This is a genomic window from Streptomyces sp. NPDC055103 (assembly GCF_053607625.1).
The window spans coordinates 62,904-70,205 of the sequence record NZ_JBSGTX010000045.1; the positions used below are offsets into that span (position 1 = coordinate 62,904).

9 protein-coding genes and 1 pseudogene are annotated in these 7,302 nt (G+C 71.5%); 6 read left to right on the forward strand and 4 right to left on the reverse strand.

Features of this window, described 5'->3' with window-relative positions; all coding sequences use genetic code 11:
• Positions 1-144: 144 nt before the first annotated feature.
• A complete protein-coding gene (gene cpt / locus ACWFR1_RS26215; RefSeq protein WP_453555161.1) occupies positions 145-666 on the reverse strand; it encodes a chloramphenicol phosphotransferase CPT in 522 nt (173 codons plus the stop codon).
• A 132-nt stretch (positions 667-798) separates the two neighbouring features.
• On the opposite strand from cpt, the gene ACWFR1_RS26220 reads away from it, so the two are divergent.
• On the forward strand, positions 799-1,350 hold the full coding sequence (locus tag ACWFR1_RS26220; RefSeq protein ID WP_453555141.1) for a GNAT family N-acetyltransferase: 552 nt from the start codon (positions 799-801) through the stop codon (positions 1,348-1,350).
• Between the two features lie 62 nt (positions 1,351-1,412).
• Here the strand turns inward: ACWFR1_RS26220 and ACWFR1_RS26225 are convergent.
• Positions 1,413-1,793: pseudogene (locus tag ACWFR1_RS26225) on the reverse strand (LysR family transcriptional regulator); the annotation flags it as partial.
• 229 nt (positions 1,794-2,022) lie between these two features.
• Between ACWFR1_RS26225 and ACWFR1_RS26230 the strand changes: the two are divergent.
• Positions 2,023-2,964, forward strand: a complete 942-nt coding sequence (locus ACWFR1_RS26230) for a DMT family transporter (RefSeq protein ID WP_453555143.1) — start codon at positions 2,023-2,025, stop codon at positions 2,962-2,964.
• A 43-nt stretch (positions 2,965-3,007) separates the two neighbouring features.
• Here ACWFR1_RS26230 and ACWFR1_RS26235 read toward each other — a convergent pair whose 3' ends face one another.
• On the reverse strand, positions 3,008-3,511 hold the full coding sequence (locus tag ACWFR1_RS26235) for a GNAT family N-acetyltransferase (protein ID WP_453555145.1): 504 nt from the start codon (positions 3,509-3,511) through the stop codon (positions 3,008-3,010).
• A gap of 149 nt (positions 3,512-3,660) precedes the next feature.
• On the opposite strand from ACWFR1_RS26235, the gene ACWFR1_RS26240 reads away from it, so the two are divergent.
• The 3 genes from ACWFR1_RS26240 to ACWFR1_RS26250 all read left to right on the forward strand — a co-directional run bounded on the left by ACWFR1_RS26240 (position 3,661) and on the right by ACWFR1_RS26250 (position 5,923).
• Complete coding sequence (locus tag ACWFR1_RS26240) at positions 3,661-4,095, forward strand: hypothetical protein (RefSeq protein ID WP_453555147.1); 435 nt, start codon at positions 3,661-3,663, stop codon at positions 4,093-4,095.
• A gap of 91 nt (positions 4,096-4,186) precedes the next feature.
• On the forward strand, positions 4,187-4,882 hold the full coding sequence (locus ACWFR1_RS26245) for an alpha-ketoglutarate-dependent dioxygenase AlkB (protein ID WP_453555149.1): 696 nt from the start codon (positions 4,187-4,189) through the stop codon (positions 4,880-4,882).
• A 273-nt stretch (positions 4,883-5,155) separates the two neighbouring features.
• Positions 5,156-5,923, forward strand: a complete 768-nt coding sequence (locus ACWFR1_RS26250) for an NPP1 family protein (protein ID WP_453555151.1) — start codon at positions 5,156-5,158, stop codon at positions 5,921-5,923.
• 4 nt (positions 5,924-5,927) lie between these two features.
• Here ACWFR1_RS26250 and ACWFR1_RS26255 read toward each other — a convergent pair whose 3' ends face one another.
• A complete protein-coding gene (locus ACWFR1_RS26255) occupies positions 5,928-6,476 on the reverse strand; it encodes a GNAT family N-acetyltransferase (protein ID WP_453555153.1) in 549 nt (182 codons plus the stop codon).
• A gap of 121 nt (positions 6,477-6,597) precedes the next feature.
• Between ACWFR1_RS26255 and ACWFR1_RS26260 the strand changes: the two genes are divergently transcribed.
• The gene (locus ACWFR1_RS26260; RefSeq protein WP_453555155.1) at positions 6,598-7,212 is read left to right on the forward strand and encodes a DUF7691 family protein; all 615 of its coding nucleotides are present in this window, start codon (positions 6,598-6,600) and stop codon (positions 7,210-7,212) included.
• Positions 7,213-7,302: the final 90 nt, after the last annotated feature.

Genomic DNA, 7,302 nt, shown 5'->3' on the forward strand with positions numbered 1-7,302 from the left:
CTTTGCCCCCCACCGCATCGATACCGACCGAAGCCTACGCCCAGCCGCTCCGGGCGTCGGCGTCGAGGCGAACGGATCCGGGCGCGGCTCCTGTGAGCGGTGGGGGACGACGCCGGCGAAGGCGTCGGCGAGCCGGCCCGGCGGTCAGCCGAGACGGGCGGCGATGGCCCGCGCGCAGTCCAACGACTCGGTGTGCGTCGTGTCCACCTCCAGGTCGTAGTGCACGTCCTCGTGCACCGACAGCGCCTGCGCCGCCGCCATTCCCTGGATCCGGTCTCCCCTGGCGACCTCGCGGCCCGCGGCGATCGCGCTCTCGCACCGCACGCCCACCCACAGCACCGGCAGGTCGCCGAGTGCCGTCCGCCACCGCCGCTGGGACGCCGCTCCGCTCAGGAACACGTCGTCGATGACGATCCGCGCGCCCGCGCGGGCCATCGTCGCGACGCCCTCCCGCCAGGCGGCCTCCAGCGCGAGGAAGTCCGCCCCGACGGTCACCTCGCCGTCCGCCGCGAACGCGATTCCCCCGTCCGAGGCCTGCATCCGGGCGGGCAGGGCGTCGACGAACGAGTCGCAGCCGAACGCCAGCCAGGGATCGGGCAGCACGGTCTGCAGGCACCTCACGATCCCGGACTTACCCGAGCTGGAACCACCGTTGAGAATGATCATCCGAGTCGTCACCGCGTCACAGTAGGGCGTCCGACGCACGGCGCGAAACGCGATTTCGCCCGACGCTCCGCCGCTGCCGCGCCTACGCTTCGTCGCGTACGTCAGACGCCGTCGACCTGGGGAGCACCTCGGATGATCACCTGGCGCCGACTCGGCGAAGCCGACTTCCCGCAGCTGGGGGAGTGGCTGGCCCAGCCGCACGTCGCACGTTGGTGGAACCACGAGACCGCGCCCGAGGCCGTCGCGCGCGATTTCGGGCCCGCCGCCCGGGGCGAGGACCCCTCGGAAGACCTGCTCGTCCTCCTCGACGGCAGGCCGATCGGCCTCGTCCAGCGCTGCTGCCTCACCGACTTCCCGGAGTACGAGGCCGAGTTGGCGGCCCAGGTCGACGTACCGGACGGCGCGATGACCCTCGACTACCTGATCGGCGAACCGCAGCTGGTCGGCCGGGGCCACGGCGCGCGCCTCATCCGGGCGGTCGTCGGTGCGACCTGGACCGACCGTCCCGAGGCCACCGCGATCATCGTCCCCGTCCACACGGCCAACCGTCCGTCCTGGCGGGCCCTGGAGAAGGCGGGCCTCCACCGCGTAGCCGAGGCCTCCCTCGAACCCGACAACCCGATCGACGATCGCTCCCACTACGTCTACCGGATCGACCGCCCGGGCGACCCCGCGGCGGGGTGACGGGCGCGGGTCACCCGCGTCCGCGCGCCCCGACCCCGGACACGGCCCTGGGCCCGGCGACCGAGGGTGAGGTCGAGCCGGACCCCGGGATGCTCCCGGCGGAGCCGGGCCAGGGCGGGGGCCACGAGCGCGGGACCGACCGAGCCGAAATACCGGACGGCGAGACTGCCGGTCCGCCCGGCCCGCAGGTCGGCCAGTGCGGCCTCGGCCTCGGCGATGCTCCGGCTGATCGTCGCGGTGTACTGGGTGAGGAGCAGGCCCGCGGCCGTGGGCCGCACCCCGCGGCCGACCCGTTCGAGCAGCGCGATCCCGGCCTCCCGCTCGAGGGCGGCCACCTGCTGGCTGACCGCGGAGGGCGTGTACCCCAGCTCCGCCGCCGCGGCGGTCACGGAGCCGCTGGTGACCACGGCCCGCAGGATCCGCATCCGCCTCACATCAAGCATGTAGCTGAGCTTAAGGGTGATGGACCATCTTGTGATGGTGCTGAAGGGTGATGGGGCGGCATCGTTGCCCTCCTCAGCCGGATCGACCGGATCGACCGGACTGGCCGGACTCGCCCGATCGCCCGGCCGACCGTATCGACGGGCTCGACCGGGCCGACGCGTGCCGACCGCATCGGCGGGACCGGCGGACCAGTGGAAACCGGCTGGTTGCCGGGGAGGGAGACCGATCATGGAGAGCAGTGCCGTGGGCGGAGTGCGGGCCGGGGCCCGGATGGGGGTCCTCGCCCTGCTCTGGGGATCGACGTTCCTCTGGATCGAGCTGGCGCTGCGGGCCCTGTCTCCGCTCCAGGTCACCGTGGTCCGCTGCCTCCTCGGCGCGGGCACCCTGCTCGCCCTGTGCCTGGTGACCCGGCGGCGCCTCCCGCGCGGTCGGGCCGTCTGGGGCCATGTCTTCGTGGCGGCCTTCTGGTGCAACGCCCTGCCCTTCGCGCTGTTCAGCCTGGGGCAGCAGACCGTGGGCTCCGGACTGGCCGGAGTGCTGAACGCGACGACCCCGCTCTGGTCCCTCCTGCTCGGCCTCGCCCTCGGTACGGAGCGCGGACCCCGCCCCGTCCGGGTCGGCGGCCTGCTGCTGGGCTTCGCCGGGGTGGTGGTGATCTTCGCCCCCTGGCAGGGCGCGGGACGGATCGGCTGGGGTGCCCTGGCCATCGTCGCGGCGGCGGCGAGCTACGCGATCGGCTTCGCCTACATGGGACGGCACCTCGTGGGGCGGGGCCTCGCCACGCTCTCCCTCTCCTCGGCCCAGCTCGTCGCCGCGACCGTACTGACCGGCCTCGGCCTGCCGCTCGGAGGCGGCCCGCCGGCCGACATCGACCCGGCGGGCCTGATCGCCGTCGTGATCCTGGGGATCTTCGCCACCGGGATCACGTTCCATCTCACCTACCGGATCATCGCCGACGAGGGCGCCACCAACGCCGCGACCGTCGGCTATCTCCTGCCGGTGGTGTCACTGGTCCTGGGGTTCGCGGTACTCGACGAGCCCTTCAGCCCGCGAGCGGTGGCGGGGATGGTGATCGTACTGACCGGTGTGAGCATGACGCGCCGCAGGAAGCCGAGTGCCGCGACGTCGCTCTCACCCGCGACGGGCGCGCCCACCGGTACCTCGTCCTAGAGGGTGTCTTGCCGATGCCCCAGACACCCCAGGTGGCCGAGCATCACGGCAACGAGCGCGTGAGCCACACGACTTCGCCGTTCTCCTCCATGGAGAGGTGATCCCGTTCGAACCCGAGCTTCTCGAGGACACGGAGCGACGGTGTGTTCCATGTGCCGACGGTCGACCAGAGCCGTTTCCGCCCGGTCGCGACAGCGGCTTCGAGCACCGCGGCGGCCGCCTCGGTGGCGTAGCCGCGCCCGTGGGCGTGCTGGAACAACTCGTACGCGATCTCCGGCTCGTCGAGGGTGGCGCGGCCGATGATCAATCCGCAGTAGCCGATGAAGTCGCCTTCGTCGCGGCGCTGGATGGGCAGCAGGGCGATCCCCGTGGTCTCCGTCGCGGCGAGCAGCTCCGTGATGGCCGTCCGGAGGTGCTCGACCGAGGACGCCCCTTTGCCCCGTTCGGCGATGAGGGCGCGGAACTCGGCGGCGTCCGACTCGGCCCACGGCCGGAGTATCAGCCGCTCGGTCTCCAGGCGGAACGACATCGTCTCGTACGTAGTCATGGGCCTTACTCTGCCTCACTGATCATCTCGGTCGGGAGCCTGCACCTGCACCTGCACCTGCAACTGAGGCTGAGGTTGAGGTTGAGGTTGAGCTGAGTCCGAGTGCGAGGAAGTACGACTGTCCGAGGCCATGAGTAGGGTTCGCCGGCATGGGAGCGAGCAGATGGTCGTACTTCACACCCTTCCGGCAGAGCGCGTGCGAGGCGCTGGACGAGCTTCGCGAGACGGTCTTCGCCGAGGGCGCCGCGTACTACCGGGAAGCAGGGGTCGAGACGCTGGCCGCGCTGACGGCGAGCGATTGGCTGGAGGAGGAGCCGGCGCATTCGGTTCTGGACGTCGCGCGCGTGGTCCGCTGCGAGGAGGACATGGAGGAGCCCGGTGACGTGAGGGTGGTCGAGGCGGCGGAGGTCGTCGCGCTGTTCGGGACGGCCCACCCCGTGCGGGAGGTTGTCGAGGAGGCCCTGAAGCGGTCCGGGGACGGCTGGTTCCCTCCGACGGATCGCGGCTCCGGCTGCTGCACGGTCGTCTACAGCGCCGAGGGCCACCCGGCGGAACTGTGCTTCTGGGGTTTCACCGGCGACTGATGCGGCGGGCGGCGGCGAGTTCCGCGCGGACGGCCGGCACGGCTCCCTGTGGATTCGTTCACGTGTTCGAAAATGGGTCTATGCTGGAGTCATGACCGCCGTACCTCGACCCGATCTGCCCAGCCGACATGCCCTGTCCGACCTGCCTGACCTGGCCGACCTTCCCGGGCTCCAGGGCTCCCTGTTCGGCCAGGGTGCCGACATCGGGCCCGGTCCGCTGGACGGTCTCCGGCGGACCGTGCTCGACGGCGGTGCGTGGGTCGACCACCTGCCGGGCTGGTTCCACGGTGCCGACGCGCTGTTCGAGGAGCTGGTCACGGGCGTGCCGTGGCAGGCCGAGGAACGGGAGATGTACGACCGTGTCGTCGCCGTGCCGCGGCTCCTCGCGTACTACCGCGAGGGCGTCCCCCTCCCGCACCCCGCGCTTCTCGAAGCGCGCGAGATCCTCAGCGGCCACTACGCGCCCGAGCTCGGCGAGCCCTTCGTCACCGCGGGTCTCTGCCTCTACCGCGACGGACGCGACAGCGTGGCCTGGCACGGAGACCGGAGCGGCCGCTCCGCCGCGCGGGACACGATGGTCGCGATCCTCTCCCTCGGGGATCCGCGCGACCTCGCGTTCCGCCCTCGTGGCGGCGGCTCCGTCGCGCTGCGGCTCCCGTTGGGGCACGGCGACCTCGTGGTGATGGGCGGCTCGTGCCAGCGGACCTGGGATCACGCCGTACCGAAGACGGCCCGCGCCGTCGGACCCCGCGTCAGCGTCCAGTTCCGCCCGCGCGGCGTGGCGTGAGCGGTCATGACCTGACGCCCTGACGCCCTGACGCCCTGACGCCCTGACGCCCTGACGTCCCAGTGTCCTGACGCCCTGACGCCCTGACGTCCCAGTGTCCTGACGCCATTGCCTCCCGGCGCCGTGACGTCCCGACGCCCCGCGTTCCCGTCGATCTGCCACGCCCCTGCATGATTCCCCACCCCTTGGAATGGGCATGCCACTCGCGCCCATGCGTCGCGCGCCCTCGTGCCGCGCGCCGTCGAATCGTCGAGTCCAGGTCCGGGAGTCGGAGTGAGGATCACGCGCCACCTCGCCAAGGGAGCACTCGCCCTCGGCAGTTCACTCGCCTTGCTGATCGCCCTGCCGGGCAGCGCCTTCGCCGCCCCGCCCCCGGCCCTCCCCGCGAACGCGGACGGTCTGGAGCAGACGTTCCAGCCGGCGTACGACTACGACACGGACGGCTGCTACCCCACCCCCGCCATCGGGGCCGACGGGACGCTCAACGGCGGACTCAATCCCTCCGGCGCCCTCAACGGCCAGTGCCGCGACGCGTGGGACCTCACCAACACCAACGGGTACGCGCGCTACAAGTGCAACAACGGCTGGTGCGCGATCATCTACGGCCTGTACTTCGAGAAGGACCAGGCCGTCGCCGGCAGCGGGCTCGGGGGACACCGCCACGACTGGGAGCACGTCGTGGTGTGGGTGCAGAACAATCAGGCGCAGTACGTGTCGACCTCCGCTCACGGAGGCTTCTCCGTGTACGGCCGTGACCGCATCCGCTGGGACGGCACCCATCCCAAGATCGTCTATCACAAGGACGGCATCAGCACGCACTGCTTCCGACCCGCGAACTCCAACGACGAGCCGCCCGAGAACCACCAGCACACCTGGCAGTTCCCGAGCCTGGTCGGCTGGAACGGCTACCCCGCGGGCGTACGCGACAAGCTCACCCAGGCCGACTTCGGCAGCGCGGTCTTCGGGCTGAAGGACGGCAACTTCGCCGCCCACCTGGCGAAGGCCAAACCGTCCGGCATCGCCTTCGACCCCTACGCCTGACGGGTCACACGTCGACGTCGAGCAACGCGTACATGAACATGTCCCGGCGCTCGGACCCGACCTCCTGCCACCCCCGCAGCAGTCCCTCCCGCCGGAATCCCGCGTGTTCGGCGGTGCGGACGGAGGCCGTGTTCCACGGCTCGACGTACAGCTCGAGCCGTGGGATCCGCAGGTCCTTCAGGGCCCAGGGGACCACGGCCCGCAGGGCGGTCCTGGCGGCGCCCCGGCCCCGCGCCGACCCGACGACCCAGTAACCCAGGGTGGCGCGGCCCTCCGCCAGGTGTCTCAGCCACAGCCCGACGTTGCCGACGGGGCGGCCCTCTGGGTCCACGATGACGAACGGATACCCGGCCCCCGAGGCGGCCCGCTCCCACTGCCGCTCGACGAACGCCCGCGCCGCCGACGCGGACCAGGGACTGGGCACCGTGGTGGTCAGCGGGATGTAGGCGTCCTGCGACGCCTCGCGCACGAGGGGGGCGTCCGAGAGGCGCCAAGGCCGGAGGGTGAAGCCGCCTTCGGCGGCGAGTTCGGGTACGTCGAGCGGGCGGTCCATCCCGTCATCGTGCACGAGACCGGCACCGGCCGCATGTGGCTTCTCGGCTGCCGCCAGGGGCCGCGACCGGCCGGCCCGAGCCCACCGCCACGTTGTCAGTGGCGATGGCTAACGTGATCACATGAGTTCCTCCCTGAGCGTGTACCTGATCGATCCCAAGGCAGCGCGTGCCCTCGTCGGTTCGCGCGACGACCAGCTCCTCCAGGTCGTCCGTGACAGCTTCGGTGGCGACCTGGCGTCGGACGACAGCTGGTTCTCCTCCGAGATAGCGGACGGCGCCCCCACCGCCTACGAGGCGCTGAGGACCGTGGTGCACGGCGGTCCCTTCCCCGAGGACGCCGATCGGTACGCCTTCCAGTACGGCTACGCCTACAAGCGCCTCTGCTCCCTGACCGGGTCCTTCCTCGACAACTCCTGCTTCAGCCCGTTCCGGGGCGACTGGCTCGAACTGGTCGACGAGGGACTGCGCGCCCTGCGGATCACCGCCGTGTCGGTGGCGGAGTTCGGTTACGGCGGCGGCTTCCCCGCCGGCGTTCCCTCCTCCGACCTGCCGCGCTGCGGCGAGTGGACGCACGACCAGTGCCTGGAGGCGCTGGCCCAGTTCGAACAGACCAAGCAGGCGGGCCACGCCCCGCCGCTGGAGCCCGAGGTGGTCGACGCCGTGATGGACGTCATGGGCTGGCTCCGCCACGTCGAGTCGCGCCCGGGCTTCGGCGTCGTGGGCTTCGTCTCCTAGGTGTATTGCCCCGGGAGGTTGTGGACGGGTGATGCAGGTCTCGGCTGAGACTGCTTGAACGGGTGAGGGCCTTCCGGGTTCGGTGTGGAT

What these genes read in the sequence shown, in the direction of transcription:
- ACWFR1_RS26220 (WP_453555141.1), top strand. Translation starts at nt 799, where the DNA reads ATGATCACCTGGCGCCGACTCGGCGAAGCCGACTTCCCGCAGCTGGGG.
- ACWFR1_RS26255 (WP_453555153.1), bottom strand. Translation starts at nt 6,476, where the DNA reads ATGGACCGCCCGCTCGACGTACCCGAACTCGCCGCCGAAGGCGGCTTC.
- ACWFR1_RS26230 (WP_453555143.1), top strand. Translation starts at nt 2,023, where the DNA reads ATGGAGAGCAGTGCCGTGGGCGGAGTGCGGGCCGGGGCCCGGATGGGG.
- ACWFR1_RS26240 (WP_453555147.1), top strand. Translation starts at nt 3,661, where the DNA reads ATGGGAGCGAGCAGATGGTCGTACTTCACACCCTTCCGGCAGAGCGCG.
- ACWFR1_RS26245 (WP_453555149.1), top strand. Translation starts at nt 4,187, where the DNA reads ATGACCGCCGTACCTCGACCCGATCTGCCCAGCCGACATGCCCTGTCC.
- ACWFR1_RS26235 (WP_453555145.1), bottom strand. Translation starts at nt 3,511, where the DNA reads ATGACTACGTACGAGACGATGTCGTTCCGCCTGGAGACCGAGCGGCTG.
- ACWFR1_RS26260 (WP_453555155.1), top strand. Translation starts at nt 6,598, where the DNA reads ATGAGTTCCTCCCTGAGCGTGTACCTGATCGATCCCAAGGCAGCGCGT.
- cpt (WP_453555161.1), bottom strand. Translation starts at nt 666, where the DNA reads ATGATCATTCTCAACGGTGGTTCCAGCTCGGGTAAGTCCGGGATCGTG.